Source organism: Methanoculleus chikugoensis (genome assembly GCF_019669965.1).
GTDB classification, from domain to species: Archaea; Halobacteriota; Methanomicrobia; order Methanomicrobiales; family Methanoculleaceae; genus Methanoculleus; species Methanoculleus chikugoensis.
This window is the reverse complement of record NZ_AP019781.1, coordinates 1,422,909-1,447,819: the sequence shown is the minus strand read 5'-3', so window position 1 is coordinate 1,447,819 and position 24,911 is coordinate 1,422,909. Positions and strand designations below refer to the sequence as shown.

The 24,911-nt window shown below is 62.7% G+C and carries 31 protein-coding genes; 25 read left to right on the top strand and 6 right to left on the bottom strand.

The window, feature by feature from the left end; translation table 11 throughout:
• Nucleotides 1-183 precede the first annotated feature (183 nt).
• Together MchiMG62_RS07360 and MchiMG62_RS07355 are read left to right on the top strand one after the other, a co-directional pair.
• The gene (locus MchiMG62_RS07360; RefSeq protein WP_221056405.1) at nt 184-1,152 is read left to right on the top strand and encodes a replication factor C small subunit; all 969 of its coding nucleotides are present in this window, start codon (nt 184-186) and stop codon (nt 1,150-1,152) included.
• A gap of 10 nt (nt 1,153-1,162) precedes the next feature.
• On the top strand, nt 1,163-4,342 hold the full coding sequence (locus MchiMG62_RS07355; RefSeq protein ID WP_221056404.1) for an LAGLIDADG family homing endonuclease: 3,180 nt from the start codon (nt 1,163-1,165) through the stop codon (nt 4,340-4,342).
• A gap of 123 nt (nt 4,343-4,465) precedes the next feature.
• On the opposite strand, the gene MchiMG62_RS07350 is transcribed toward MchiMG62_RS07355, so the two are convergent.
• The gene (locus tag MchiMG62_RS07350; protein WP_221056403.1) at nt 4,466-4,693 is read right to left on the bottom strand and encodes a type II toxin-antitoxin system HicA family toxin; all 228 of its coding nucleotides are present in this window, start codon (nt 4,691-4,693) and stop codon (nt 4,466-4,468) included.
• The gene (locus tag MchiMG62_RS07345; RefSeq protein WP_221056402.1) at nt 4,690-4,893 is read right to left on the bottom strand and encodes a type II toxin-antitoxin system HicB family antitoxin; all 204 of its coding nucleotides are present in this window, start codon (nt 4,891-4,893) and stop codon (nt 4,690-4,692) included. Before MchiMG62_RS07345 ends, MchiMG62_RS07350 begins: the two co-directional genes overlap by 4 nt.
• A 558-nt stretch (nt 4,894-5,451) precedes the next feature.
• Here MchiMG62_RS07345 and MchiMG62_RS07340 point away from each other — a divergent pair.
• From MchiMG62_RS07340 to MchiMG62_RS07270, 15 genes are all read left to right on the top strand, one after another.
• Nucleotides 5,452-6,018, top strand: coding sequence for a DUF4367 domain-containing protein (locus tag MchiMG62_RS07340; protein WP_221056401.1), 567 nt, complete (start codon nt 5,452-5,454; stop codon nt 6,016-6,018).
• A 166-nt stretch (nt 6,019-6,184) separates the two neighbouring features.
• Entirely contained in the window at nt 6,185-6,757 is a 573-nt protein-coding gene (locus MchiMG62_RS07335) for a hypothetical protein (protein WP_221056400.1), read from the top strand.
• Nucleotides 6,758-6,801: 44 nt separating this feature from the next.
• Nucleotides 6,802-6,924, top strand: a complete 123-nt coding sequence (locus MchiMG62_RS13310) for a hypothetical protein (RefSeq protein WP_280636145.1) — start codon at nt 6,802-6,804, stop codon at nt 6,922-6,924.
• Nucleotides 6,925-7,518: 594 nt separating this feature from the next.
• Nucleotides 7,519-7,872, top strand: a complete 354-nt coding sequence (locus tag MchiMG62_RS07325; RefSeq protein ID WP_221056399.1) for a dihydroneopterin aldolase family protein — start codon at nt 7,519-7,521, stop codon at nt 7,870-7,872.
• Nucleotides 7,844-8,674: a TatD family hydrolase gene (locus MchiMG62_RS07320; protein ID WP_221056398.1), complete on the top strand. Its 831-nt coding sequence runs from the start codon at nt 7,844-7,846 to the stop codon at nt 8,672-8,674. The genes MchiMG62_RS07325 and MchiMG62_RS07320 overlap by 29 nt, the downstream gene beginning before the upstream one ends.
• Nucleotides 8,675-8,718: 44 nt before the next feature.
• On the top strand, nt 8,719-9,012 hold the full coding sequence (locus MchiMG62_RS07315; RefSeq protein WP_221056397.1) for a DUF424 domain-containing protein: 294 nt from the start codon (nt 8,719-8,721) through the stop codon (nt 9,010-9,012).
• Nucleotides 9,013-9,015: 3 nt separating this feature from the next.
• Nucleotides 9,016-10,059, top strand: coding sequence for a 60S ribosomal export protein NMD3 (locus tag MchiMG62_RS07310; RefSeq protein WP_221056396.1), 1,044 nt, complete (start codon nt 9,016-9,018; stop codon nt 10,057-10,059).
• An 8-nt stretch (nt 10,060-10,067) separates the two neighbouring features.
• Nucleotides 10,068-10,937, top strand: a complete 870-nt coding sequence (locus MchiMG62_RS07305) for a class I SAM-dependent methyltransferase (protein ID WP_221056395.1) — start codon at nt 10,068-10,070, stop codon at nt 10,935-10,937.
• Nucleotides 10,934-12,064, top strand: a complete 1,131-nt coding sequence (coaBC, locus tag MchiMG62_RS07300) for a bifunctional phosphopantothenoylcysteine decarboxylase/phosphopantothenate--cysteine ligase CoaBC (RefSeq protein ID WP_221056394.1) — start codon at nt 10,934-10,936, stop codon at nt 12,062-12,064. Before MchiMG62_RS07305 ends, coaBC begins: the two co-directional genes overlap by 4 nt.
• Complete coding sequence (locus MchiMG62_RS07295; RefSeq protein ID WP_221056393.1) at nt 12,046-12,888, top strand: pantoate kinase; 843 nt, start codon at nt 12,046-12,048, stop codon at nt 12,886-12,888. Before coaBC ends, MchiMG62_RS07295 begins: the two co-directional genes overlap by 19 nt.
• Nucleotides 12,885-13,616 (top strand): 4-phosphopantoate--beta-alanine ligase, encoded by a 732-nt coding sequence (locus MchiMG62_RS07290; protein WP_221056392.1) that lies wholly within the window; start codon nt 12,885-12,887, stop codon nt 13,614-13,616. The genes MchiMG62_RS07295 and MchiMG62_RS07290 overlap by 4 nt, the downstream gene beginning before the upstream one ends.
• Complete coding sequence (locus MchiMG62_RS07285; protein ID WP_221056391.1) at nt 13,603-14,613, top strand: AAA family ATPase; 1,011 nt, start codon at nt 13,603-13,605, stop codon at nt 14,611-14,613. Before MchiMG62_RS07290 ends, MchiMG62_RS07285 begins: the two co-directional genes overlap by 14 nt.
• Nucleotides 14,588-15,304 carry a class I SAM-dependent methyltransferase gene (locus MchiMG62_RS07280; RefSeq protein WP_221056390.1) on the top strand — a complete coding sequence of 239 codons (717 nt, stop codon included), beginning with the start codon at nt 14,588-14,590 and terminating at the stop codon, nt 15,302-15,304. The genes MchiMG62_RS07285 and MchiMG62_RS07280 overlap by 26 nt, the downstream gene beginning before the upstream one ends.
• 130 nt (nt 15,305-15,434) lie before the next feature.
• Nucleotides 15,435-15,983, top strand: coding sequence for a winged helix-turn-helix domain-containing protein (locus tag MchiMG62_RS07275; protein ID WP_221056389.1), 549 nt, complete (start codon nt 15,435-15,437; stop codon nt 15,981-15,983).
• Between the two features lie 147 nt (nt 15,984-16,130).
• Nucleotides 16,131-17,405, top strand: a complete 1,275-nt coding sequence (locus tag MchiMG62_RS07270; RefSeq protein WP_221056388.1) for a serpin family protein — start codon at nt 16,131-16,133, stop codon at nt 17,403-17,405.
• A gap of 21 nt (nt 17,406-17,426) precedes the next feature.
• Here the strand turns inward: MchiMG62_RS07270 and MchiMG62_RS13230 are convergent, their stop codons facing one another.
• The 4 genes from MchiMG62_RS13230 to MchiMG62_RS07255 form a co-directional block, all read right to left on the bottom strand.
• On the bottom strand, nt 17,427-17,576 hold the full coding sequence (locus MchiMG62_RS13230) for a HepT-like ribonuclease domain-containing protein (RefSeq protein WP_244987619.1): 150 nt from the start codon (nt 17,574-17,576) through the stop codon (nt 17,427-17,429).
• Between the two features lie 37 nt (nt 17,577-17,613).
• Nucleotides 17,614-17,829 carry a HepT-like ribonuclease domain-containing protein gene (locus MchiMG62_RS13225; protein WP_244987618.1) on the bottom strand — a complete coding sequence of 72 codons (216 nt, stop codon included), beginning with the start codon at nt 17,827-17,829 and terminating at the stop codon, nt 17,614-17,616.
• Nucleotides 17,826-18,041, bottom strand: coding sequence for a nucleotidyltransferase family protein (locus MchiMG62_RS07260; protein WP_342367229.1), 216 nt, complete (start codon nt 18,039-18,041; stop codon nt 17,826-17,828). Before MchiMG62_RS07260 ends, MchiMG62_RS13225 begins: the two co-directional genes overlap by 4 nt.
• Before the next feature lie 278 nt (nt 18,042-18,319).
• A complete protein-coding gene (locus MchiMG62_RS07255; protein WP_221056387.1) occupies nt 18,320-19,648 on the bottom strand; it encodes an AIR synthase-related protein in 1,329 nt (442 codons plus the stop codon).
• Between the two features lie 86 nt (nt 19,649-19,734).
• On the opposite strand from MchiMG62_RS07255, the gene thiD reads away from it, so the two are divergent.
• From thiD to MchiMG62_RS07215, 8 genes are all read left to right on the top strand, one after another.
• The gene (thiD, locus tag MchiMG62_RS07250; RefSeq protein ID WP_244987617.1) at nt 19,735-20,535 is read left to right on the top strand and encodes a bifunctional hydroxymethylpyrimidine kinase/phosphomethylpyrimidine kinase; all 801 of its coding nucleotides are present in this window, start codon (nt 19,735-19,737) and stop codon (nt 20,533-20,535) included.
• Nucleotides 20,536-20,734: 199 nt separating this feature from the next.
• Nucleotides 20,735-21,166: an Lrp/AsnC family transcriptional regulator gene (locus MchiMG62_RS07245; protein ID WP_074370376.1), complete on the top strand. Its 432-nt coding sequence runs from the start codon at nt 20,735-20,737 to the stop codon at nt 21,164-21,166.
• Nucleotides 21,163-21,450 carry a hypothetical protein gene (locus tag MchiMG62_RS07240; protein WP_083608946.1) on the top strand — a complete coding sequence of 96 codons (288 nt, stop codon included), beginning with the start codon at nt 21,163-21,165 and terminating at the stop codon, nt 21,448-21,450. The genes MchiMG62_RS07245 and MchiMG62_RS07240 overlap by 4 nt, the downstream gene beginning before the upstream one ends.
• 1 nt (nt 21,451) lies before the next feature.
• A complete protein-coding gene (locus tag MchiMG62_RS07235; protein ID WP_221056386.1) occupies nt 21,452-21,904 on the top strand; it encodes a hypothetical protein in 453 nt (150 codons plus the stop codon).
• A 119-nt stretch (nt 21,905-22,023) separates the two neighbouring features.
• On the top strand, nt 22,024-22,548 hold the full coding sequence (locus MchiMG62_RS07230; protein ID WP_221056385.1) for a zinc ribbon domain-containing protein: 525 nt from the start codon (nt 22,024-22,026) through the stop codon (nt 22,546-22,548).
• A 77-nt stretch (nt 22,549-22,625) separates the two neighbouring features.
• Entirely contained in the window at nt 22,626-22,916 is a 291-nt protein-coding gene (locus tag MchiMG62_RS07225; RefSeq protein WP_221056384.1) for a nucleotidyltransferase family protein, read from the top strand.
• A 484-nt stretch (nt 22,917-23,400) separates the two neighbouring features.
• Nucleotides 23,401-23,799, top strand: a complete 399-nt coding sequence (locus tag MchiMG62_RS07220) for a type IV pilin domain-containing protein (RefSeq protein ID WP_221056383.1) — start codon at nt 23,401-23,403, stop codon at nt 23,797-23,799.
• 281 nt (nt 23,800-24,080) lie between these two features.
• A complete protein-coding gene (locus MchiMG62_RS07215) occupies nt 24,081-24,611 on the top strand; it encodes a hypothetical protein (protein ID WP_221056382.1) in 531 nt (176 codons plus the stop codon).
• The last annotated feature ends 300 nt before the right edge of the window (nt 24,612-24,911 follow it).

Below are 24,911 nucleotides of genomic sequence, written 5' to 3'. Positions count from 1 at the left end.
TCCGTCCGTTCGAGGAAGGGAGCGAGGATATGCCGGTGCGGGAGGACCTTGCGGATCTCCACGCGAACCACCGGCAGTTCCATAGCGTTTCGGTACCTACCTGTTCGCCCTCAACCCTCTAAAAAGGATCACCGGAACGGATGACGATCCTTTTACGATGGACGAGCACCAACACCTATGCAAATGGACGGCAACCACACCATCTGGATAGAGAAGTATCGGCCCAAAAGGCTCGACGAGATGGTCGGGCAGAAGGAGATCGTGGTACGCCTCCAGTCCTACGTGAAGACCGGAAACCTGCCGCACCTCCTTTTTACGGGCAGCGCAGGGATCGGCAAGACCACCGCCGCCGTGGCGCTCGCCCGGGAGTTCTTCGGCGACTCCTGGCAGATGAACTTCCGGGAGATGAACGCCTCCGACGAACGGGGAATCGACGTCGTCCGGAACCAGATCAAGGAGTTTGCCCGGACGTCGCCGCTTGCCGGCGCGACGTTCAAGATCCTCTTCCTGGATGAGGCGGACGCGCTCACCACGGACGCGCAGGCAGCTCTCCGGCGGACGATGGAGACCTACGCCCGAACCTGCCGGTTCATCCTCTCGTGCAACTACTCCTCGAAGATCATCGACCCCATCCAGAGCCGGTGCGCCATCTACCGGTTCAGGCCGCTTGACCGGGAGGCGGTCATCGAGGAGACCAGGAGGATTGCCGCGGCCGAAGGCCTCACGGTCACACAGGGTGCGCTCGACGCCATCGTCTACGTCGCCTCGGGGGATATGAGGAAGGCGATCAACGCCCTGCAGGGTGCCGCGATCGTCCGGAAGGATATCGACGAGGAGACGGTCTACGCGATCACCGCGACCGCCCGCCCGGACGAGATCGATGAACTCCTCGACCTCTCGATAGCGGGGAAGTTCGACGAGGCGGAGCAAGCGCTCTCCGATCTGACCCGCGGCCGCGGCATCGCCCCGAACGAGCTGATCAACCAGTGCTACCGGGCGCTGGTCCAGCGCGATATTGACCGGACGCTCAAAGTGAAACTGATCGACGCCCTCGGTGAGACCGATTTCCGCCTCTCGGAAGGGGCGAGCAGCGATATCCAGATGGAGGCGCTGCTCGCGCGGTTCGTCCTCGCCGCAGAGCAGCACCGCTGAGGACTCCGTCTTGACCGAAGAGATAACCGTCGAAGTCACCGATAACGTCGGTGAGTGGACGAAGTTTCTGAAGAAACAGTACAAGCGCGAGCTTGCCGAACTCTCCCGCGAGTACCCGCACAACCACTCACTCATCATCGACTACCGCAAGATCCTGAACAACAGGTTGGCATTTGAACTCCTGAGGAGTCCGGGGAAGGTCATCGGGGATATCAAGGACGCGATCGTCCAGAACAAACTCCTCAAACTGAAGGATGGCCAGGACCCGGATCTCGTCAACATCCGGTTCACGAACCTGCCGCAGAAGACGAACGTCCGCGACATCCGGGCGGACCAGATCAACACCTTCGTCGCCATCGAGGGGATCCTCCGAAAGACCACGGAGGTCCGCCCCCGGATCGTCACCGCGGTCTTCCGGTGCCGCTCCTGCGACAAGAACACCGACCCGGTACCCCAGGGCTACGGGCGGTTCGACGAGCCCGACTTCTGTCCGAACTGCGAGAGGAAGACCCGTCTCGATCTCGTCATGAACCGGTGCAGGTTCGTCGACGCCCAGAAACTCCGGATCCAGGAGTCCCCGGAAGGCCTTCGGGGCGGGGAACAGCCCCAGACGCTCGATATCGACGTCACCGACGACCTTACCGGGATGGTCTCGCCGGGCGACCGGGTGGTGGTGAACGGCATCCTCCGGTCGGTGCAGAGGATCAACTACGGCCAGAAGAGCACGCTCTTTGACATCTACCTCGAGTGCAACTCCATCGAGGTTGCCGAGAAGGAGTTCGAGGAGGTCTCGATCACCGAGGAGGACGAGACGAAGATCATGGCGCTCGCCCGCGACCCGATGATCTACAAGAAGATCGCCCGGTCGATCGCGCCGACGATCTACGGCACCGACGACGTGAAGGAGGCGATCGCGCTCCAGCTCTTCGGCGGGATCGCGAAAGATATGCCGGACGGCTCCCGCCTCCGCGGCGACGTCCACGTCCTCCTGGTCGGCGACCCGGGTATCGCAAAGAGTCAGATCTTGCGGTACGTCGTGAAACTCTCGCCCCGCGGGATCTACACGAGCGGCAAGTCGTCGACCTCCGCCGGGTTGACGGCGACGGCGGTCAAGGACGAGTTCGGCGACGGGCGGTGGACGCTCGAAGCCGGTGCGCTGGTCCTCGCGGATATGGGGATCGCCGCCGTCGACGAGATGGACAAGATGGCAAAGGAGGACCGGAGCGCACTCCATGAGGCGATGGAGCAGCAGTGCTACGACGACAAGACGGAGGTCCTCACGGAGAGCGGGTGGAAATTCTTCCGCGACGTGACCGCGGACGATCGTGTCGCGACGCTCTCTCCCGACGGCAGGCTGGAGTACGCATCGCCGTCGAACTTCGTGGCGTCGGAGTATGACGGGGAGTTGTACTACGTCAGATCACGGCAGGTCGACCTCGCGGTCACGCCGAACCACCGGATGTACGTCAACCTGAACCGGCGCGCCGACGAGTGGGAGGGGTTCCGGCTCGTCCGCATGGACGAGATCCCCATCCACAAGAGGATGCGGTTCAAGAAGAACGCCGTATGGACGGGGGAACGGCAGGAGACCTACGAGATTCCGCCCGTCGTCAAGTTCGCGAACCAGAACTCGGAAGGAAAACTTACCGATCCTGTCACGGTCGGGATGGACGACTGGCTTGAGTTCCTGGGCTACTTCCTCTCGGAAGGGTCGGTTCAGTGCCACTACCAGACGGGGGTTCCTTACCGCGTGATCATATCGCAGACGAACCCTGAGTCTGCCGAAACGATCCGGCAGTGTCTCGAACGGCTGCCGTTCCGGTTCTCCTACGATGGGAAGAACTTCGCGATCAACGCAAAGCAACTCGCAGAACATCTTACGCCGTTCGGCAAATGCCACGAGAAGTACGTCCCCGGCTACGCGAAGAGCCTACCCCCGGAGCAGATCGGGATACTCCTCGACGCGCTCATGCTCGGGGACGGCTACGTCAACAAAACGACCGGAGTCTCGATATACACGACCTCTTCGAAGAAGCTCGTCGACGACGTCACCGAGCTCCTGCTGAAGAAGGGGTGGTCGGGGAACACCTATCGATTGCGGGAGGCCGGGGAGGTCGTATCCAACCCGCGGGGCGGGACCTCGACCGTGACCCACGACGTCTTCCAGGTGACGTTCATCCGCGACGGCCAGAACGAGCCGAACATCAACACAAACGGAAAGCAGCATATCGAGAAGCGCCCGTATAAGGGCACGATCTACTGCCTTGAGGTCCCGAACCACACCCTCTACGTGCGGCGAAACGGCATCCCGGTCTGGTGTGGCAACTCGATCTCGGTCGCAAAAGCCGGCATCACCGCGACCCTGAAGTCCCGGTGCGCCCTCCTCGGCGCCGCTAACCCGAAACTCGGGCGGTTCGACCAGTTCGTTCCGATCGGCGAGCAGATCAACATGCCGCCGTCGCTCCTCTCCCGGTTCGACCTCATCTTCGTGATGACCGATCAGCCGGAGGCCGAGCGCGACGGGGCGATTGCGCAACACATCATCAAGACCCACAGCGTGGGCGAGTTGATCAAGCAGCACGCGTACGAGCCGCTGCCCGATGTCGACGACGAGTACATCGAACGGGCGCTTGCGCCGGTCATCCCTGACATCGACCCGACACTCTTACGGAAGTACATCGCCTACGCGAAACGGACGTGCTTCCCCATCCTCTCCGACGGGGCGAAGGAGGCGCTGATCGCCTACTACATGCGCCTGCGGAACCTCGCGAGCGGGAACAAGCCCGTCCCGGTCACCGCCCGGCAGCTCGAGGCGCTGGTCCGGCTTGCGGAGGCGAGCGCGAGGATGCGGCTCTCGAACACCGTCGATACGGAGGATACCGACCGGATATTAAAGATCGTGGATGCCTGTCTCCGGCAGGTGGCCTACGACGCAGAGAGCGGGAGTTTCGATATCGACAAGCTCGTGACCGGGGTCACGAAGTCGCAGCGCGACATCATCCGCTCGGTGAAGGAGACGATCCGGAACGTCTCGGGCGACTCCGGCGGCCAGGCGCGGGTCGACGAGGTGATCGAGATTCTGGTGCAGCAGGGATTCTCCCGCGACAAGGTCGAGCACACCCTCGAGCAGCTCAAGCGCGGCGGCGAGGTGCTCGAACCCCGGCACGGGCTGGTGAAGCTGATCGGGTGAGGGGGAGGGTCAACCCTTTATTCATGGAGGACAGGCCGGGCTCTTCCGGGGGGATGCCCGATCCGGTGGAACTAGAATGTCGGTCAACGTAGCCCGCCAGAGTTGACGTTCACATGCGCCGGCCTAGAGCAGATCGTTTAACTCTTCGACCGTCAGCTCGGCCTGTTTTAAAATGTGTGACAGCGTTGAGCGCTTGATCGGCTTATGCATGGGGACTGTCAGTTTGAGTATTCTATCCGGCAGGCGCTTATGCAGGCGGATGTGACTGCCATGCGTCCGGACGACAACCCATCCACCTCTTTGAAGAGCGATCACGATCCTGTCATAATTAAGAACCGGCACCTTGCTCATACGGCAATCTCAACCTGCTCGGCTGTTTCACTACAAACGAGATCATCCTCAACGACTTCGAGATACAGCTCGATAGCTTCCCTGATATTTTCCAATGCCTCTTCCCTCGTATCGCCCTCGCTGATACAGCCGGGAAGGCTTGGTACATAGACCGTATATCCCCCTTCCTCACTGGGTTCGAGCACTACACGCAGTCTCATACCTTAACCTATCCAGCAGACGTATACTTAATTGTAATACCGTACGACATTCCGCAGCATTGATTGAATCCGCCGGTTTTGATCAAAACTACCTCTGGTTCACCGCGCTTACGACGATCCGGGTCAGGTTCTTCGCAGAACAAAAGCCATTGGGGTATTCACGATCACATCGCCGCCACTGGCAGGTCAGAGGTGTCGTACGAGTGCCTGGTTGCCGGAGAATAGCGTACCCTGCCGGATCCGCTTCGCCGTGAGAACGGTCTTTCCCTCCTGTCCCCGGCCCCCGGAGCAGAATCGTTCGCCCTGCTTTTGCAAACAGTTGAAAGTCGTGTAGATGATTGTGAGAGAAATGCTATATAAGCCCGGGTCTATCTCCTTGTACGGATGCCCAAAACGCGTTCGCAGAACGGCGGAGGTTCATCCACCCCTCCAAGGTCGGATGAATCCCCCACTACTCTCAGGCGAGAGCATGGTTCGCATTCCATGTGCTTAAGGTTGAACCTCGTTTGCCTCTGGGGATGTTACAGGAGGAAAAATCACGTGAAGCCTCACTACACCATGGTAATATTCTTTTTTATTCTCCTCACAGCGGGGTGCATCGAGCCCGTGACCACCGATCCCGCAGAGGTTACGCCGTCACCCATAACCGAACTTCCCCCCGATAATGCACCATCACTCCGTGATTCAGCCTTCATCAGGATTGAGGAATGGGAGGAGCCCGCCGAATACACGAGTTTCTCTCCGCCGTCATACATCCCCGGGGAGTATACCCTCTACGGCCTCCTGATAGCCACTGCCTGGAACGAGTCCTACGGCCACTACACAACGGTCGGCGAGACCCTGCGCTACGCACGCAACGATACAATGCAGAACGCATCGTGGACTACCGATATGACGCTGCTCGAGATCTCCTGGAGCAACTACGGGTATGACCCCTATGCGAAAGATCCGATCGTTAACAGAGAACCAAAACCCGTTGATATCAGGGAGTATATGGGACGGATCTACGAAACCGAAGAAGAACACCTGATCGTCTGGACGGCGGCCGGGAACGCTACGTATCAGGTGCGCGGGTCGCTTGACCGCGACGAATTGCTCCGGGTGGCGCGGTCGATCGCCTGTTAATCGGCGGATATCATGGAGGGGAGATGAACCATCTCTGCAAGCAGTTATTACGGCTCCGAGAAACACTGTACAGCGAAATCAATTGCAGAGGACCATCAAAGAGGAGAGCAGGCTCTGTAACGCTTCAGAATGAAATCAGACGCACGTTAACAACAGGAGATTGCAAATGGGCTGCATAAACACCTCAGGTATCCACCGCCTCTACGAGCACCTCTCCCAAAGCCGGCTGCGGTTCGTAATCCCGCCGCTCGTCGCGGTCATCGCGTGGATCGTCTGGGCAGGGGTCTTCAGCATTGCCTCGGGCCATCCGGGGCCAGCACCGCTCTACGCCCTCCTCACCTTCTTTCTGGTGATCATGATCCTTGCGGTTGCCGGAGCCGCGACACCGTTCCCGCTCGTTGCAGGCGTCCTCTCATTTCACGGAAAAATCCAGACAATGCTCGTCACCGCCGCAGCGATGACCCCGCTGGTATTCCCCCTGTTCATAACCCCACACCGCTGGAGAGGCGAGCCCCCGCTGCTCGCGGACAGGCTGCCGATCTTCGGGTGGCTCTTCGACGCCTTCATGAACGCACTGCCGTTCGCCGAAGGTACATTCGCACACGATCTGGCGTTCTCTGCGTTCCTGCTCCTCGGGTTCTACCTCGAGTGCGTGCTGGTCGCCGCCGTCTTCTACGCAGTTCTCCGGGTGGTCATCTCCCTCCGCCGCCCGGACTCCGGGGATGGGGGTGGTGTATAATGAACCTGGTGCCTGCCCGGACAGGATAGAGGGGAGATGAGTCCATGAAGACCTTAAAAATCATCGTCGAGAAACACCCGGACAGCTATGTCGCCTACCCTCTGGGTCTGAAGGGTGTCGTCGTTGCAGAGGGGGACAACCTTACGAAGAGGCGCTTACCGAGGTGAAATCTGCCATACAGTTTCACATAGAGACCTTCGGGAACGATGCGTTCGAGAACAATGACATCATGGAGACCTTCGTCGCCGAAGTTGCCGTATAGATGAAGTTCCCACACGATGCGCCCCAGCGGAAGGTGCTGAAAACGCTGGAAGCGCTCGGTTTTCAGGTTGTCAGGACGGGCAACCATATCGCACTAATCAAGGTTGCCATAAAAAGATCTATGAACCTCCAGTATACCCATATCGAAACACTTTCCCCTAAGGGTTCTGCCATCTGAACCATATTTGATGCAAGAAGGGTGAAACGGCTTTCCACTGGATATCGCCACGCGGGGGTGGGACCGGGAGGGGGTGTCCCCCTCCCGGCGAAGGTGTTTTGGGATGCCCACATCCGCAGCAATTCGGACGGCACAACGACGCCGCTCACGATGCCGAATCACCCCAAAATCAAAGGCCCGACCCTCCGAACCATCTGCACGCAGGCAGGTATCTCTCGAGAAGAGTTCCTGCGTGTTTATGAGCGCGTGTAAAACAGAACCCCTTCTTTCTCACCCCCCCGGGGCGCACCTTCTTACTTCCATACCCACAAACCTACTAACCATGATCACCGACCGCGAGAGAGCGGCCTTCGAAGCCGGTATCAAACTCGGCGCCCTCTACCACCAGTTCGTCGGGACGCCCATCGCCCGCGAGACCGCCGCGACCGTCGAGGCCGCCATCGAGCAGGCCGTCGGGCTCCAGCCTTACGTGACCGGCATCACCGTCCGGCTGAACCGCGACATGATGGTCTCGAACCGGTTCGGCTACTCGGAACTTGCCGGGCGGATGTTCGACGCCGCTATCACGACAACGGTCGGCGCAACCGTCTGCCGCGCCCGGCTGCACCTCGAGGACGACTACCCCATGATGGAGATCGTCGAGTTCCATGAAACTCCCCGCGATACCGATCACTGACGACCATATCCACATCGACCCGGCAAACGGCCGGGGGGTAGAGGCCGCGAAGGACTTTCGCCGCAGCGGGGGGACGCACATCTTCCTGGTCGCGAAACCCTCCTGGTCGCTTGGGGTCGAGCCGTCGTCGGGCGAGGATTACCGGGAGGTCTTTGATAGAACGCTCCATGTGGCGGAGATGGTCCGGGAGACCGGGCTTATCGTCTACCCGGTCCTCGGCGTCCACCCGGCGGAGATGAACCGCCTCACGGAGAGGATGAGCCTTGAAGCGGCCGCCGGCGTGATGACGGCCGGGCTTGACCTCGCCGCCCGCTACGTCGGGGAAGGGCGGGCCGTCGCCCTCAAGAGCGGCCGGCCCCACTACGAGGTCGCGCCGGAGGTGCTTGCGGCCTCGAACGCGGTCCTCTTCCACGCGCTCGAACTCGGGGCCGACTGCGGCTGCGCCGTCCAGCTCCACGCCGAGAGCGGGCCCTGCACCGACGTCGTCGATATGGCACGGCGGGCCGGTATCCCGGTCGAGCGGGTCGTCAAGCATTTCGCGACGCCCGATACGCCCCTCATGCCCTCCTTCATCGCGCGGCACGAGGATATCCCCGCGCTCGCCCGGTCGGGCCGGCGGTTCACGATGGAGAGCGACTACATGGACGAGAACTCCCGGCCCGGCGCGGTCATCGGGCCGAAGTCGGTGCCGCGGTTCACGCGCCGGTACCTGGAAGAGGGGCTCATCGCCGAAGAGGACGCCTGGCGCATCCACGCCGAGACGCCGTCGCGCACCTACGGCGTGGATATCGCGCTCCCTTGACGGAACTGCGCACCTTTTTGACGACTCCCGTCAAACGGTATGTGATGTACTTAAAAGTGCACCGCATACCGGGCGCCGGTGAGGTGGTGGCTGCCTGCGACGCCGAACTCATGGACGCCACCCTGATGCACGGAGATATTGAGGTCTGCATCACCGGAGGATTCTACGGCACCGAGCGTGCCGGCGAAGAGGACGTCCGGGGGGCGCTCGCGGGCGCGGAGAACGCCAATATCATCGGCAAACGCGTCGTAGCCCTCGCCGTCGCCATGGGGCTCATCTCGGAGAACGACTGCATCATGATCGGCGACGTGCCGCATGCCCAGATATTCAGGATCTGAACCATGACCATCCAGACGAGCATCTGCCCCCGTTGCGGGAAGCCGAGCGAGGAAGGATTCTGCCCGGAGTGCCGGGCGGCGGATGTGCGGTTGCTGACCTGCGAGCCTCACGTGACCACCGTCTACTGTCCGGTCTGCGAGTCGCAGAAACGCGGCAAGACCTGGTCCGACCTGCAGATGCCCCACGTTGACCGCATCACCGAACTGGCGGTATCGGCGGTCAGCATCCACGAGGATGCGAAGGATATCCGGATAACCGTCCGGTCAGAAGATATCGCGTCGAACAGGACGGCCTGCACCGTCGAAGTGGAGGCGAGCCTGTATGGTGTCCCGGTCCGGGAGACCTGCAGTACCGAGATCCGCTGGCAGAAGGAGTCCTGCGACCGGTGCAGCCGCATCTCCGGGGGCTACTACGAGGGGATCGTCCAGGTGCGGGCTACGGGCAGGAAGATCAACGCCTACGAGCGCGAGGTCGCCGCGAGCCTTGCACAGCAGGTCGAAGAGTCGCTCCAGCAGTCGGGCGACCGGTTCTCGTTCATATCGGATCTCGAGGACGCAAAGGACGGCGTCGATATCACCGTCGGGACGCAGCACCTCGGCCAGGATATCGCGAGGGCGATCACGGGGGCGCTCGGCGGGCGGTTCACGACCCACCCGAAGCTGGTCGGCGAGAAGGAAGGAAAAGCGCTCTACCGGGTCACCTACTCCATCCGGCTGCCGTTCTACCAGAAAGGCGACGTGGTGGTATCCCGCGGCAACTACTTCGAGGTGCGCGAGATCGACGGGCAGCGCCTCCGGGTCTTCGATCTCGCGGCCGGCGTTGCCCGGACGCTCACCGAGGACGAGGTCGAGCGCCTCCTCGGGAACGTGCGCGAGGCCGAGTCCGCGCTCGTCGTCTTCACGCAGCCGGGCGTTGTGGGGCTGATGGATCCGAAGACCTACCGGACACGGGAACTCAATACGGTTCCCTGGACGTTCCCGATAGAGGGGCAGCCGATCCGGGTGCTTCGCGACGAGGAGCAGGATCGGCTGGTCATCGTCGGGTGAGTCCTGCCATGCGTGCGCGGAAGGTGCCGGCAGCCGCCCTCGCCGATATCGCGGACGCGGAGTGGGTGGACACCTCCCGCCGGCCGTATGTCGAGGGCGGCATCGCCTGGGTTCCGGTCAGGGAGGGCTATTCTGCCGACGAAGACCTTCCGGAGCGGGAGGCTTACCGCGGCCGCGGCTACCACCTCATCGGCGACGTCGCGGTCGTCCACGGTGACGCGCCGACGGAGGAGGAACTTGCCGCGATCGTGGAGCACTGCCGTCCCCGAGGAGTCGTTTGGGTGAAGGGGTTTTCGAGCGAGATGCGCATCCCGGACGTAGAGATCCTCTACGGCACCGCCGGCGAGGTGCGGCACCGCGAGCAGGGCTGCACCTTCTTCCTCGACCCGACGAGGGTGATGTTTGCGCAGGGTAACCGCAACGAGAAGGCGAGGATCGCCGCCCTTGTCCGGCCCGGCGAGCGGATTGCCGATATGTTCGCCGGGATCGGCTACTTCACCATACCGGCGGCCATGAGCGGTGCACGGGTCCACGCGATGGAGATCAACCCAATAGCCTTTGAATACCTGCAACGTAACATTATGGCAAACCACGTTCGAGGCCGGGCCGCGGGCGAACTCGGCGACTGCCGGGAACTCCTCTCCGGTGTCTACGACCGGGTCCTGATGGGGCATTTCGACGCCCCCTCAATGCTCGCCGACGCCCTCGTCCACGTCCGGGAGGGGAGCGTGCTCCACGTCCACAGCATCGGGGACGTGAGCGAGACGATCCGGGAACGGGTGGGCGAGGCCGGCTTTTCGGCGGCGGTGACCTCCCGGCGGGTGAAGAAGTACGGCCCGCACGCGTGGCACATGGTGCAGGATGTGACGATATCGTGAAGACGCTTTCGGGAAAGACGGTGGTGCTTGCCGTGACGGGGAGCATCGCGGCCGTCGAGACGGTGAAACTCGCCCACGCCCTGCGCCGCCGGGGCGCGACGGTGCAGGCGGTGATGACGGAGGCAGCAGCCGGGATCGTCCACCCCGACGCCCTGACCTACGCAACGGGGCGGCCGGCGATCACCCGGATCACCGGCCTGGTAGAGCACGTTCTCTACTGCGGGGAGGGCGGGGAGGCCGACCTCCTGCTCGTCGCACCCTGCACGGCCAATACCATCGGCAAGATCGCCTGCGGGATCGACGACACCCCGGCCACGACCTTCGCCACGACGGCGCTCGGGCGGCGGATGCCGGTGGTGGTCGTCCCGGCGATGCACGAGAGCATGTACCGCCACCCCGGGGTCGCGGAGAACTTACGAAGGCTCCGCTCCTGGGGGATCGATGTCGTCGACCCCCGGATCGAGGAGGGGAAGGCGAAGATCGCCGATACCAATACGATCGTCCTCCACGCCGAGCGTGCGGTCTCCGGCCGGCCGCTCGCGGGGAAACGGGTGCTGATCACGAGCGGGGCATGCGCGGAGCCCCTCGACGACGTGCGGGTTCTCACCACCCGGTCAACCGGGCGGATGGGACAGGCCCTCGCGCTCGAGGCCTTCCGGCTCGGAGCGGACGTGACGGTGGTGCACGCGGGGTCGATCCCCTGCGTCCGAAACGTCCGTGCGACGACCGCGGCCGGGATGCGGGACGCGGTTCTCTCGGTCTGCCGCGACGAGGGGGTCGATATCTACGTCAGCGCGGCCGCGATATCGGACTTTGCCCCCGAACGGCACGAGGGGAAGATCCCGAGCGGTTCACCCCTGACCGTCCGGCTCAACCCCCTCCCGAAGGTCATCGACGAGGTGATGGCCGCCTGCCGGCCCGTGACGGTGGCGTTCAAACTGGGCTGGGACGAGGAGGAGCGGGCGAGAACGATGCTTGAAGGAGGCGCGAGCGTTGTCGTCGTGAACGCTCCCCCGACGATGGGCGCGACGGAAGGGTCATTCCGGATCATGACCGCCCGCGGGGCGCGGGACGTCTCCGGGAGCAAAGAGGAGGTCGCCAGGGCGATATGGTCCGAACTGCTGTAGCCTTCTCTCCCGGCCACATATCCGGCTACTTCAGGCGCGTCGAGGGGGCCGGCCCGGAGAAGACCGGGAGCGTCGGGGCCGGCGTGGTCATCAGTGAAGGGGTGCGCTCGACGGTTGAACCCGCCCGCGAAACAAGCGTCCGGGTGGTCCGGCAGGGTCACGTAAGCGCCGGGTCGCCGCTGATCGAGTACGCCCTCGAACGGCTGGGTGTCGCCGCCCGCGTCACGACGGAGTGCCGGCTCCCCATCGGCGCCGGGTTCGGCCTCTCGGCGGCGGCGCTGCTTGCGACGCTCACGGCCGTAAACCATCTCTTCGACCTCGGCCTCTCCACGGAGGAGGTGGCCGCACGGGCACACGAGGCCGAGGTTCTCCACCGCACCGGGCTCGGGGACGTCGCCGCGAGCAGATCCGGTGGGGTCGTCTGCCGGAAGGGGCCGGGAATCCACGCGGAGATCACCCGCATTTACCCACGGGAACCCCTCTACGCCGTGAGCCTCGGGGCGCTCCCGACCGCTTCGGTCCTCTCGTCGGCGGAGGCCATGGAACGGATAGCCGCCGCGTTCCCGGATCGCTGCCCCCGTGATCTCCCCGACTTCTGCCGGCTCTCGCGGGGGTTCGCCGAGAAGAGCGGCCTTATTGCGCCGGAGGTGCGGCGGGTGCTCGAAGCCTGCGACGCCGAGAGGGTTCCCGCCAGCATGACGATGCTTGGAAACGGCGTCTTTGCCTGCGGTGGGGCTGCGGAGCAGGTGCTCTCTCCGTTCGGAGAGGTCTACACCCTCCGCGTCGCCCGCCGCGGCGCATACCTGATCGAGGTGAAACCATGATTCCGAAAGACCATCCACGCTACCGCTCCCTTGTCGCCCGCGAACGGATTGCCCGGTGCGCACGCGAGGGCGTCGTCGCCCTGGAGGGGCTCGCCGCCCACGGACGCGGGGAAGCGTTCGACTACCTGATCGGCGAGAAGACGACCGAGAGTGCCGCCCTTGCCGCCCGGACGGCCGCGGCGATGCTCCTCTCTGCCCGGCACGCGGTGATATCGGTGAACGGCAACACGGCGGCGCTTGCGGCGGCGGAGATCGCGGCGCTCCAGCGGGCGAGCGGCGCCGACGTCGAGGTGAACCTCTTCCACCGGACAGAGGAGCGGATCGAGCGGATCAACCGGCTTCTTACGGGGAACGGCGTCCGTGTCCTCAGGGGTACGCCGGAGCGGCTCGTCCCGCTCTCCCACGACCGCGCCCTCTGCCTCCCGGAGGGCATCGGGGACGCCGACGTGGTGCTGGTGCCGCTCGAGGACGGGGACCGGTGTGCTGCACTCCGGGAGATGGGCAAAGCGGTCATCACCGTCGACCTAAACCCGCTCTCCCGGACCGCCCGCACGGCGACGCTGACGATCATCGACGAGGTGACGCGCGCCATTCCCGCGATCACCGCGGCGTGCGCCTCCCTCGCTGCCGGCGAGGCCGAACGACTGGTCGCCTCGCTTGACAATACCTATCTCCTTCGGGCGGCAATAGATGAGATGAGAGAGAGACTGGCCCATGCTCTGGAGTGAGATCTACCGCCCGAGGCGGTGCGACGATATCATCGGACAGGACGAGGTCGTTCGTCACCTGACGGCGTTTGCGGATTCCGGCAGCGTGCCCCATATGCTCATCTCCGGCCCGCACGGCACCGGGAAGACCGCGGCCGTCGAGTGCCTCGCAAGAAGGCTCTACGGCGAGAACTGGAAGGCGAACACGACCGTCTTCAGCGCGACCGATCTCCTCGGGAGGGGAAGGAGCGCGCTTGAGACGGACGAGCGGTTCAGCATGGTCTACCGCAAGGACCGGAGCCTGATCGTCAACTTCAAGCAGATCGTGAAGTGGTACGCCTCGATGCGGCCGCTCGACGCCGACTTCAAGCTGATGGTCTTTGAGGACGCGCACGGCCTGACGTTCGAGGCGCAGCAGGCCCTGCGCCGGACGATGGAGCGATACAGCGCCACCTGCCGGTTCATCTTCGTCACCGTCCGCCCCTCGACGATCATCCCCGCCATCGCGTCGCGCTGCCTGCCGCTCTTCTTCGCCCCGATTGAGAGCGGTCTTGTCCGGGCACGGCTCGAGGAGATCCTGGCCGCGGAAGGGGCTGCGGTTCCGGCCGACGACATCGACCTGATCGTGCATGCCGCGCAGGGGGACCTGCGGCGTGCGATCATGTACCTGCAGATCGCCGCGAGAGCGGAGAAGGACTTCGATCTCGCGGAGATCTCGCGCTCCGAGACCGCGAACGTCGCTACGTCGGCGTTCATCGCCCTCCGGGACGGCAACTTCGACGCCGCCCGCTGGATAGCCGAGTCGCTGATGATCGAGTACGGTCTCTCGGCGCGGGAGGTCGTCGGCGAACTCCGGCAGGCGGTCAGGCGCGAGTACAACCATCCGGCCCTTGCCGTCGCGCTTGCCGACGCGGATCTCCGGCTTACCCACAACGCAAACGATTTTGTGCAGATCAATGCACTACTTGCCCGGATAGCCCGGGAGGTGTTCAGTGAAGAAAGTACAACAGCATTATGACGAGGTCGCGGATATCTACGACGAGCGTTACGACGGCAGCCGCGGGAAATATTATCACGGGCACATCTCCGACCACGTGATGCGGGAGCTCCCGAAAGATGGGTTCCTTCTCGACGTCGGGTGCGGAACCGGACTCTTCGTGCAACGCTACGTCGAGGAGGGCGGCCGGGCGGTGGGGCTCGATATCAGCCCGGGAATGGTCAGGCACGGGCGGCAGCGGTGCCCGGAGAGCGGGTTCTGCGTCGGTACGGCCGACGTCCTCCCGTTCAAGGACGCCACCTTCGACGCCCTTGCGAGCCTGCTCGCCTTCAGCTACGTCCCCGACCCGGAGGGGATGCTCCGGGAGTGCTACCGGGTCCTGAAGCCCGGCGGCCGGATCGCCGTTTGCACCCTCTCGCGGACGATATTTACGAGCATCGTTCCTGTCGTCTACCAGATGGGGGAGAAGGTCGGTCTGAAGAAGGTGGGCGTCGGGGATTTCGATGAGCACTACTACACCAACGTCGAGATCGCCTCGCTCTTCCGCGAGGCCGGGTTCGAGGATGTCTCGGTCGGGCGGTGCTCGTTTGCACACTTGAACCTCGCCGACCCGGTCTTTAACCTCGCACGGAAGGTGGAGCCGATCATCGAGGAGAAACTGCCGTACCTGGCGTATAACGTCTGTGCGGCGGGGAAGAAACCGAAAGAGTAGGTTGTTTTGTGAACGGGCGCAGGGGTCGTTCCCTGCTCCCGCCCGACCCGGGCTGCGCGGAGGGGCTTCATCTTACGCTACGGCGACGGTAACGGAATAGTTATATTCTGTCTTTCCGAACCGCTCCCCAATGGAGCCAGTTGATATCGTCCTGACGAAGGATACGTTCGAGGTGCTCGCATCCGAGACCCGGCTTGATATTCTAAAGACCTTATCCACACGCAGGATGACGGTCACGGAACTCGCGGACAGCCTTAACATAGCAAAGTCCACGGTTCATCACCACCTGCAGAGACTGGCCGGCTCCGGTTTTGTCGCAGCCGGGGAGGACGGGCATGCCTGGGTGTACTACGCGCTCACGCCGGAGGGACGCGCCCTCCTGCAGCCGCACGGCGGCGCCCGGATCCGGATCCTCCTGGCAGCAGGACTGGCAAGCCTCGCCGGAGGCGTCTGTGCCCTCGCGGCCTTCCTGACCGCGCTGGTCCGGGAAGAACCGGTGCCCCCGCTTGCGGGAGGGGGAGGCATCCCGGTCCCGGAGGGGGCTCCCGTGGAACTGCTCATTGCCGGGATCGCGCTCATGGTGATTGGGGGAGCCCTGGTGGCGTATGCCTATGTCCGGTGGCGGAAGAGGCGTGCAGCGACGCAGTCTCCCGATCCTGCGGGTGGGGAAGCCACGTGACTGATATAGTTTTTGAACCCGTTCGACCGGGATCGAACGTTTTCGCCGGTATTATCGTCTTCCTGCAGAAAGACTCCGTGTGGATGCCCGGAAGTTACCCGGTTCGCGGATCACCGGCCACCTCGATGCCATCCACAGGAGAGAACGATGAAAAAACTATTGATCTCTGGAATAGGCATCCTGGTTCTGGCGCTCATTGTTACGGGACTGGCTGTCTGCGGGACCGTACCTCTGAGCACGAATTCCATCTCCGGCGTACACGTAGCCGACGACACTGTGGCGGCCGGGAACAACCGGTTTGCGTTCGACCTCTACCGGCAGCTTGCTAACGACCCGGTGCATGCGCGAGACAACCTCTTCTTCTCGCCCTACAGCATCTCCTCAGCCCTCGCGATCACCTACGAGGGCGCTCGCGGCACGACCGCCGACGAGATCGAATCGGTGCTGCACCTCCCAACAAACGAGACCCTCCGGCGGGCGGGGTTTGCCGGGCTGGATGCCAGCCTCAACCGGAGGAGCGGCAACTACACCCTCCGAACCGCAAACGCCCTCTGGGCGGAGGAGACCTATTCGTTCCTCCCGGCGTACATCGATGCGGCCGCCCGTTGGTACGGGGCGAACGTCACGAACCTCGACTTCGTCAATGACCCCCGGGGGTCGCGGGAGACGATCAACCGGTGGGTGGAAGAGCAGACCGAGGATAAAATCCGCGACCTTCTCCCAGCCGACTCGATCGACGACCTCACCCGGCTCGTGATCACGAACGCTATCTACTTCAAGGGTACCTGGGTCAAGCAGTTCGATCCCGCCGAGACGGCGGAGGAGGCGTTCCGGATCGCTCAGGACGAGATAGTGCGGGTCCAGATGATGCACCGGACGGACGAGGATGCAATTTACGGGTATACCGAGACCGGGACCCTCCAGGTGCTCAGGATGCCGTATGCGCACGGGAACGGAACGGAACTCTCGATGCTCGTCATCCTCCCGAAGGAAGATAACCTGACAGCGGCGGAGGAGGCTCTCGACCCCGAAAAGCTCGACGAACTCCGGGGCTCGCTGACCGACCGACGCGTCAGAGTCGTCTTCCCGAAGTTCACGCTTGAGACGGAGTACAGTCTCCCGAAGGCGCTCGCAGCGATGGGGATGCCGACAGCGTTCTCCCCTGACGCCGACCTCTCGGGGATGGACGGCACGGATATGCTCTTCGTCAGCGATGTCGTCCACAAGGCGTTCGTCGACGTGAACGAGGAGGGGACCGAGGCAGCGGCGGCGACCGCCGTCATCGTCGCGGGCGGGGGGGCTGTAGGTCCGGAGACCGCACCCATCTTCCGTGCGGACCACCCGTTCGTCTTCCTCATCGTTGAGAAGGATTCAGGCACGATCCTCTTCATGGGGAGGGTCGTCAACCCCGAAGGCCCGTGAGGTGGACAGAGGAGGGGCGCTCTACCCGGCGCCTTCTGTGCCGCCGAGCAAAGAGAGGAGCGCCACGACCTCCTCCTCGAGTGCGGGGATATCCTGATCCACGACCGCCCAGACCTCCAGGGGATCCACGCGGGAGTATGCATGAACCAGAACGTTCCGAAGGCCGATCACCTGCTTCCAGGGAACACCGGGAGAAGCGCTTCGAAGATCAGGAGGGACGCGACGTTCCAGAGGGAGCGGAGCGTGAGAAGACCTCTGGTCTTCGAAGACGTGCGGCTGCTTCCCCGATGATCTGGAGATGATGTACCATCCAGACCTGCACCAGTTCGTCCTGCAAAAAAGTGTCTCTGCCCCGGATCGCATACCGCTCAATCTCCTTGATCGCTTCCAGGATGTCGAGGAGCCGGTCGATCCCGTCCCTCATAACGGCACTGCCTCTTTGAGGATCCGCTTTTTGTAGCGCTCCTTGAGCGCAGTTTCCGTCACCACGTCCACCCGGCACCCCAGGGCCTCCTCCAGGTCCTGGATGAGCGCGATATGATCGAGGAGGCTCCTTCCCGGCTCCAGCTCCACCAGAAGGTCAAGATCGCTCTCCGGGCCTGCCTCGCCCCGGGCGACCGAGCCGAAGACCCGCAGGTTCCTGGCACCGTGCCGCCCGGCTATTGCGAGAATCCTGGACCGCTTCTTCCGGATCAGATCCTGTGTGACGGGTATTGCTGTTCAATATCTCCTGTCGGGAGCTGGCGATATAAATTTGCCCCCGATGACCGCGTCGTCACGAGACCCCTGGCAGGACAGGGCCTCCCTATGGGAACGGCCGTCCTGCCCTCCCGATAGCGTGGGGCAGATACCCTCCCACCCGGCCGGAGCGGTTCGACAACGGTCATCGGCAAGAGTCACAACGATCTATCTCCTCACGAAGAGCGGAGCCGGGAGAGGATCCGTTCCTTCTTCGCGAGCGCCGCCTCCGCCGCCCGCTCGACCCCGGCCTTCATCTCCTCGAAGTCCCGTTTGTCCTCGTCCACGACCTTCTTCACCGGGGTGTATGCCGACTCCCGGAACCGGGGCGTGAAGTCCCGGATCTCGCCGCCGACCGAGAGGACGGACTCGGGCGCTCCTTCCTCGACGTAACCGACCTCTTTCATCGCGACGCCGGCGGACTCCACGACCCGCCGGATCTCCGGCGCAGCCTCGGGCGGCGCGACGACCAGGAGGGCGTCGAGCGATACGCCGAGGTAGTCGATCTCGAGCGCGTCGAGCATCTCAAGGACCTTCGGCTCCACGAGCGTGCGGAGTTCATCCTCGACGACGACAATCCTGCAGCCGGCGGTCTCAGCCATCTCGTAGGCGTCGCCCCGGAGCCCGCCGTTCGTGACGTCGGTCATGGCGTGGATGCTCGCGAGGACGTCGCTCGCAAGGAGCGCCTCGCAGGCTTTGAGGAAGTGGAGGTTGATCGTCTCCTCGACGACCTCAGGGAACCCGGAGTAGATCGCGGCGGTGGTGATCGTCCCGCCCCCTGCCCCTTCGGTCATGAGGAGGACGTCGCCGGGGGCGATCTGCTTTCGGGCGGTGAGGTGGTTCGCGACGCCGACGGTGCCGACGCACCCGGTCATCCGGGAGCCGAGCACCATGTCCCCGCCGATGCGGAGAGTCGAGCCGGTGACGAGCGGGACGCCCATCGCCTCGCCGACGGCGGAGACACCCGCCGTGTAGTCGAATATCTTCGCAACGTCGCCGTCGTCGGCGACGTGGATATCGGAGAGGAGCGCGACGGGTTTTGCGCCCATGACGTAGACGTCACGGAGCGTCGCCCGGGTGACGTGGAACCCGGCAAGGAAGGGGAAGTCGGAGAGGCGGGAGTGCATCCCGTCGACGGTGGTGACGATGTAGTCTCCGCCGGCACGGACGGCGCCGGCATCGTCCATCTCGTCGACGCCGACCGCTGCCTCCGTCCGGCCGATGATCCGGGCGAGCTGCCGGTGGGCGAAGAAGTCGCCCGTTCCCCTCGAACCGACGCCGAACTCTCCCATGGTCGAACCGGAGGGCTCGAACGTAAAGAGGTCGCCGGCAAGGCCGGTCGAGTTCTTCGCTTCGGCGAGGACCGCCCGGGCGAATGCCCCGGCGTATGCGGGTGTTACGCGGTGGTGCTTGATCGAGAGGATATCCCGGGAGAGAAGGCGCACGATCTCGTCGTCAGGGGTGCCGGCGGCGAGGTGCCGGCGGCTGATCTCTTCTACATCCATTGTAAGAGTGGTCGGTGCAGGACGAGATAAAGGGAATGGCGCAGGAGAGGCAAAGATTCAAGCGGATACCGGGCGACACCTGAGGGATGACGGATGCGCAGATGATTGCCGCCTGCTCCGTCGCCGGTTCGGACTCGGGGGGAGGGGCGGGCATCCAGGCGGACTTGAAGACGTTCACGGCGCTCGGGGTCTTTGGGCTGACGGTCGTTACGGCGGTAACGGCCCAGAACACCCGCGAGGTGCGGGGAACCTGGGTGCTCCCGCCGGACGCGGTCCGGACGCAGATGGAAGCGGTCGCCGACGACTTCTCGATCGGAGCGTGGAAGACCGGGATGCTCGGGAACGCCCCGATCGTCCGTTCGGTCGCAAAGACCCTGCCGGAAGGGGCCGCGCTCGTGATCGACCCGGTGATGATCTCGACGTCGGGCCATCGGCTGCTCGCGGAGGATGCCGTCAGGGATCTTGCGGAACTCCTCATCCCCCGGGCGGCGGTCGTCACCCCGAACATCCCGGAGGCGGAGGTGCTCAGCCGGATGCGAGTCACGACCGTCGAGGAGATGCATGAAGCCGGGCAACGGATCCTCGACCTCGGCGCCCGTGCCGTGGTGGTGAAGGGCGGGCATCTCGCCGGCGGTGCGGCGGTCGATATCCTGGTCGACCGGGACGGTGGGTTACAGCTCTCCGGGGAGCGATACCCCTACTCGGTACACGGGTCGGGATGCTGCTTCTCGGCGGCGCTCGCTGCCTGCCTCGCCCGGGGGATGCCCGTGGAGGAGGGGTTCCGCGCGGCAAGAGCGTTCATCGATACGGCCATCCGGGAAGCAGCGGGAGGAACCGGGCCGGTCAGGATTGTCAACCCGGGAGGAACGATTTTTCACAGGGGATGAAATGAGATTTCCACATTACCGAGATCATCTAAATTTTGTTTCCACCCTCCCCGGGGAAACATGCATTTAATCACCTGGCGGAGCCCCGACAAAACTCCCAGATACTCCTCATTATCCGGTAGAAACGAAAAATAATCCACTCAGATTATAAAAGCAAATGCGGAATTGTTATTAATAAAAACTTGTAACTATTGTATGAATGGACGAGATCGACGACGCGATCCTTCGGGAACTGCAGAAAGACGGGCGAATGTCTATGGCAGAACTCGGCTCAATGCTGGGTATCGCACCGTCGACGGTCTTTAAACGGATCGAGAAGCTGAAGAACGCCGGTATCCTCGAGCGGTTCACGATCGTCATCAACCAGAAGTGTTTCGAGCATACTCTGGTCGCTTTTCTGAACGTCAGGGTTCACCCTGACGGGAAACCGGAGGTCGAGGAGTTCATGCGGAGTCTCCCGAGCATCCTTGAACTCTACGAGGTTCTTGAGCCGGGCGACTTCTTCGTCAAGGTCCGGGTGCAGAACATATCCGAGTTGAAACGGAGCGTGCTCGTCCCCCTCTCCGGCCTTCCAGGGGTGAGGGATATCCAGACGATCATCTCGGTGAGGAAGGTCAAGGAACAGACATGAACGGAATGGAAGTTGAGACCATACAGCAGATGCTTGCGATCGTGACGCTTCTTTTAGGAGCGCTCCTCATCGGCATCATCTTCAATGCCTACCGGATCGTGAGGCAGCCTACCCTGCTTCTCTTCATCTACGGGCTGTTTACGCTGGTCGTAGGGATCACGTTCGCCGATCTCGTGAGCATCTTCACGCCCGATGCATTCATCGTCGCCTGGTCGGCGATCTTCTCCCGCATCGTGGTGATCCTCGGCCTCTGCGTGATGGCTTACGGTATCCTGAGAGGATAATATGCGCACCGGTACTTCGTTTGCCCGGGACTGGCAGCTGATCAAGGTGGCACGGTCGCTGCAGCGGCACGACGTCACCGGATCGCTCGTGCAGAAACTCCTTGCGGACGCCCCGGCCGGGCTCACGGAGCGGATAGCCGCCATCGCCAGGCGGCTCGGCGAAGAGAACGGAACGGAACTCCTCACTCACGCTGAGGAGCAGCTCAATCCCCCAACCCTGATGGAGGGGCTCCTCCTGACGTGGGGGATCCCCTGCGAGTCCTCGGACACCGCCGACGGAGGAGTCTCCATCGCGGTCGACGGCGCGGCAACGGTGGTCCGGGAGGCCTTCGCGGACGTCCGGGTGGCCGGGCCCTATCTTGAGGGCTACGCCCGGGCGCTCCAGCGCGACGCGGTGCTCGAGCACGGCGGAGGCGGCAGGATGACAATCCGGTTCCCGCCCCGAAATGAGTAGACGACGGCTCGCTCCGGCAGCAACACGGGTGCGGCCGCGTTTTTAGCGAACTTTTTTGCAAATATTTATCTCCTGCGCGTTCGTTTGCTTATTTACAGTCGCTAAAAGGAGATTGTAGAATGACAGACGGGATACGTACGTGCCAGAGCTGTGGGATGCCGATGAGCGCAAAGGAGCAGTTCGGGACGGAAGCAGACGGCGCACTCTCGAAGGACTACTGCACCTACTGCTACCGGGACGGGGCGTTCACGGCGCCCGGGATCACCATCGACGAGATGGCGAAGATCGGCGGAGGGATGATGGCACAGATGTATGCGATTCCCCCCGAGAAGGCGATAGCGTTCACGAAGGAGCAGATATCGTGCCTGAAGCGGTGGGCCGGCCGGGAGATCGCGCTCTGCGAGAGCTGCGGGATGCCCCTTGCCCGCGACGAGGACGCCGGGACGGAGGCGGACGGGTCGCTCTCGGTGAAATACTGCACCTACTGCTACCGCGACGGGGGGTTCATTGAGCCTGAGCTGACGCGGGAGCAGGCAATCGAGCAGTACGCGCCGATGATGGCCGCGAACCTCGGCATGCCGCTTGAGAAGGCGAAGGAGATGGTCGGCCAGTACCTCTCGACGCTGCCGAGGTGGCGGGGGTAGGCGGATCTCTCCCCACCGGATTCCGGGAGAACTCTTATATCCCCCGGTTCATAAGATCGATACAGGGGAGAGACCGGTTGAGCCTGCACGCCGAGCTGCTTGAAAGGAGGGAGGAGATCCTCGCAGTCGCAGCGAGGCATGGCGCCCGGACGGTCAGGATCTTCGGGTCGGTGGCCCGGGACGAGGAGACCCCGGAGAGCGACCTCGACCTCCTCGTCGAGTTCGAGCCGGGAAGGAGTCTCCTCGATCACATTGTTCTCGCTCAGGACTTAGAGGATCTGCTCGGCCGCGAGGTCGACGTGGTGACCGAGGGAGGACTGCACTGGTACGTCAGGGATCGCATCTCTCCGGAAGCCGTGCCGCTGTGAAGGATGCCCGGCTTTATCTGATCCACATCCTTGAGTCGATAGAGAAGGTCGAGGACTATACTCGCAAAGGGCGAGACGCGTTCATGTCCTGATCTTCATTCTGCAACGCCGTCCCGGGGGCGCCCGGCATGATCCACGGTGCGCAGATACCTCTCCCATAGCGGCTGCGTCTGCACGTCGCCCCGGACCCGGCCCGCTCGAACCACCATGACGCCCCACCCCGCCGCACCCGGGCGGCACACCGGAAGGGGGCCTTTTTTATATGTGCATACCGATGAACTCGTATTACCCACAAAACGGCATTCTGAGCCTGTTTGTTCTTTTCGGCAAACTATGTATTCCATGAAAGATTCTTTCATGCGACCGACGACAGGGACACAAAATCATTCCGGAAAGAATCACTACAATATCTTTATATATCTTGCAAAATCAGTTTGTTTCATCGACTGCCTGCCCCATCGGGGCTCGGAGTCTAGAGGTGTGTATGATGAACTTCAGAGAGAATGAAGAAGCAGTATCGCCGGTTATCGGCGTCATCCTGATGGTCGCCATCACGGTGATCCTCGCCGCGGTTATTGCGGCGTTCGTGTTCGGAATGACGGGGAATGTGCAGACGACGAAGACGGTTGCGGTTACGGCGCATGTGGATGATAACAAATACCTTGTGGTAACTTTCCAGGGTGGTGCTGATGCCGGCTCTGTGGAAAATCTAAACCTGACTATCAACGGCTCAGGTACCGCCGATACAAATAACGTAAATACGCCTAAGATCGGCCAATCCTTCAAGAGCACTGGCACAGTTGTCCCTGGAGACTGCCATGCAGTAGTTGTGGCAACGTTCAAGGACGGTTCGTCCCAGGTCGTCCTAGAGCGGCAATTCTAAAATCACTTTTTTCAGGCCAGGATAATTCCCTCAAGGCACCGTGAATAAATCCCAATCAAGCAGCCGATTTTCAGCGGTAAGAACTCCGGAACGGCAGTTATTTTGCAACCCTCGCGCATTAATCATCAATGCGAGAGGCATGTTGCTGATGACGCACCGGATTCGACGGTAATTTTGAGGATGAACATCTTACTGCAGAAATCGACGGAACCACACCGGCGGTCTTTTTAGTCCGCCAAACCAAGGATCTACATAACGCCCATCCAAAAGGAGATATCAGAATGTCCGTAACCACTAGATCCCTCCTCCCCGCCCTCCTCGCCGCCGTCCTTCTCCTCCCGGCGAACATCTACGCTATCGGCAATGCCGTCGGCGCCGGCCTCCGCTTCCCCTTGTTCCTGTACCAGGATACCACCTACGGCGCCTCTCTGATCCCGGTCTGGCGCGAGATCTCCTACGTCACATCCGGCATCATCGGCGGCCGGTCGGCCCTCTCCATCCTCCTCTGGGTTCTCGGCACCGCCCTCCTCATCGCCGCAATCGTCTACTTCGTCGCCAACCGGCATGAAGACTACGAGGCGTTCCGAAAACTCCTCGCCCTCCTCGTCTCCGGCGGCGCCGTCGCCTACCTCCTCTCCTGCGTCGCCCAGTACGGCCTGACTCTTTACGGCCCGGCGGGATTCGCCGTCCCGGTCGGCGTGCCGCTCATCCTCGCTGTGGCGGGGTATATCATGACGGCGGAGGAGGACGATAAATTGGAGGAGGAGGAGGAAGAAGGGGACTATGGGGGAGAGGTGGAAGAGGAACAATAACAAATCGTTTTTTACGGATTGAATCTCTTTTTTGTTCGTTCTCGCCGGTTGCCCGCGTTGGAAAGCGCCCAAAGTCACGGTGTTCGCTCAGCCACGCAGACCCGAGCATGGTTTTCGAGGGAATATCGCCATTGGGGGTGGGGCCGACGGGGAGTGCGATGTTCCGTAGGAACTGAGCTCGAGCACCCGAAGGGTGCGGAGTGCGAGCGAAGCGAGCTTGAGCACCGGAGGTGCGAAGGGGGATGCAGCCCCCCTCCCCTGTCTCCATCGCATTGGGCGTATTTGTAAACCCCACCCCGC

Excerpts from the sequence above, each read along its gene's own strand:
- MchiMG62_RS07360 (WP_221056405.1), top strand. The coding sequence starts at position 184 with ATGGACGGCAACCACACCATCTGGATAGAGAAGTATCGGCCCAAAAGG.
- MchiMG62_RS07350 (WP_221056403.1), bottom strand. The coding sequence starts at position 4,693 with ATGAGCAAGGTGCCGGTTCTTAATTATGACAGGATCGTGATCGCTCTT.
- MchiMG62_RS07345 (WP_221056402.1), bottom strand. The coding sequence starts at position 4,893 with ATGAGACTGCGTGTAGTGCTCGAACCCAGTGAGGAAGGGGGATATACG.
- MchiMG62_RS07340 (WP_221056401.1), top strand. The coding sequence starts at position 5,452 with ATGGTAATATTCTTTTTTATTCTCCTCACAGCGGGGTGCATCGAGCCC.
- MchiMG62_RS07335 (WP_221056400.1), top strand. The coding sequence starts at position 6,185 with ATGGGCTGCATAAACACCTCAGGTATCCACCGCCTCTACGAGCACCTC.
- MchiMG62_RS13310 (WP_280636145.1), top strand. The coding sequence starts at position 6,802 with ATGAAGACCTTAAAAATCATCGTCGAGAAACACCCGGACAGCTATGTC.
- MchiMG62_RS07325 (WP_221056399.1), top strand. The coding sequence starts at position 7,519 with ATGATCACCGACCGCGAGAGAGCGGCCTTCGAAGCCGGTATCAAACTC.
- MchiMG62_RS07320 (WP_221056398.1), top strand. The coding sequence starts at position 7,844 with ATGAAACTCCCCGCGATACCGATCACTGACGACCATATCCACATCGAC.
- MchiMG62_RS07315 (WP_221056397.1), top strand. The coding sequence starts at position 8,719 with ATGTACTTAAAAGTGCACCGCATACCGGGCGCCGGTGAGGTGGTGGCT.
- MchiMG62_RS07310 (WP_221056396.1), top strand. The coding sequence starts at position 9,016 with ATGACCATCCAGACGAGCATCTGCCCCCGTTGCGGGAAGCCGAGCGAG.
- MchiMG62_RS07305 (WP_221056395.1), top strand. The coding sequence starts at position 10,068 with ATGCGTGCGCGGAAGGTGCCGGCAGCCGCCCTCGCCGATATCGCGGAC.
- MchiMG62_RS07295 (WP_221056393.1), top strand. The coding sequence starts at position 12,046 with ATGGTCCGAACTGCTGTAGCCTTCTCTCCCGGCCACATATCCGGCTAC.
- MchiMG62_RS07290 (WP_221056392.1), top strand. The coding sequence starts at position 12,885 with ATGATTCCGAAAGACCATCCACGCTACCGCTCCCTTGTCGCCCGCGAA.
- MchiMG62_RS07285 (WP_221056391.1), top strand. The coding sequence starts at position 13,603 with ATGCTCTGGAGTGAGATCTACCGCCCGAGGCGGTGCGACGATATCATC.
- MchiMG62_RS07275 (WP_221056389.1), top strand. The coding sequence starts at position 15,435 with ATGGAGCCAGTTGATATCGTCCTGACGAAGGATACGTTCGAGGTGCTC.
- MchiMG62_RS07270 (WP_221056388.1), top strand. The coding sequence starts at position 16,131 with ATGAAAAAACTATTGATCTCTGGAATAGGCATCCTGGTTCTGGCGCTC.
- MchiMG62_RS13225 (WP_244987618.1), bottom strand. The coding sequence starts at position 17,829 with ATGAGGGACGGGATCGACCGGCTCCTCGACATCCTGGAAGCGATCAAG.
- MchiMG62_RS07255 (WP_221056387.1), bottom strand. The coding sequence starts at position 19,648 with ATGGATGTAGAAGAGATCAGCCGCCGGCACCTCGCCGCCGGCACCCCT.
- thiD (WP_244987617.1), top strand. The coding sequence starts at position 19,735 with ATGACGGATGCGCAGATGATTGCCGCCTGCTCCGTCGCCGGTTCGGAC.
- MchiMG62_RS07245 (WP_074370376.1), top strand. The coding sequence starts at position 20,735 with ATGGACGAGATCGACGACGCGATCCTTCGGGAACTGCAGAAAGACGGG.
- MchiMG62_RS07240 (WP_083608946.1), top strand. The coding sequence starts at position 21,163 with ATGAACGGAATGGAAGTTGAGACCATACAGCAGATGCTTGCGATCGTG.
- MchiMG62_RS07235 (WP_221056386.1), top strand. The coding sequence starts at position 21,452 with ATGCGCACCGGTACTTCGTTTGCCCGGGACTGGCAGCTGATCAAGGTG.
- MchiMG62_RS07230 (WP_221056385.1), top strand. The coding sequence starts at position 22,024 with ATGACAGACGGGATACGTACGTGCCAGAGCTGTGGGATGCCGATGAGC.
- MchiMG62_RS07220 (WP_221056383.1), top strand. The coding sequence starts at position 23,401 with ATGATGAACTTCAGAGAGAATGAAGAAGCAGTATCGCCGGTTATCGGC.
- MchiMG62_RS07215 (WP_221056382.1), top strand. The coding sequence starts at position 24,081 with ATGTCCGTAACCACTAGATCCCTCCTCCCCGCCCTCCTCGCCGCCGTC.